This is a genomic window from Kosakonia quasisacchari (genome assembly GCF_004331415.1).
Taxonomy (GTDB): domain Bacteria; phylum Pseudomonadota; class Gammaproteobacteria; order Enterobacterales; family Enterobacteriaceae; genus Kosakonia; species Kosakonia quasisacchari.
Window position 1 is genome coordinate 1 of sequence record NZ_SJOP01000087.1, and the last position, 385, is coordinate 385.

2 tRNA genes are annotated in these 385 nt (G+C 51.2%); both read left to right on the top strand.

The window, feature by feature from the left end:
* Window positions 1–67 precede the first annotated feature (67 nt).
* Window positions 68–144 (top strand) — tRNA-Ile (locus E0L21_RS24805).
* Between the two features lie 107 nt (window positions 145–251).
* Window positions 252–327 (top strand) — tRNA-Ala (locus E0L21_RS24810).
* Window positions 328–385: the final 58 nt, after the last annotated feature.

The following is a 385-nucleotide window of genomic DNA, read 5'->3' on the forward strand; positions in this document are numbered from 1 at the left end:
AAAGAACCTGCCTCTGCAGTGTCCACACAGATTGTCTGATGAAATAACGAGCAGTAAAAATCTCTGCAGGCTTGTAGCTCAGGTGGTTAGAGCGCACCCCTGATAAGGGTGAGGTCGGTGGTTCAAGTCCACTCAGGCCTACCAAATTCGCTCCCGTGGTTTGCTGTGTTAACGCTCACATACTTCAGTATGCTTCGCTTCAACACGCCGCGTCCGGTAACGAATTCAAGGTAACGGGATTTAACTACGATGGGGCTATAGCTCAGCTGGGAGAGCGCCTGCTTTGCACGCAGGAGGTCTGCGGTTCGATCCCGCATAGCTCCACCATCTTTACTGTTCGGCACAAGAAAACTTCAGAGTACACATTCTGTGTGTGCTGCGAAGT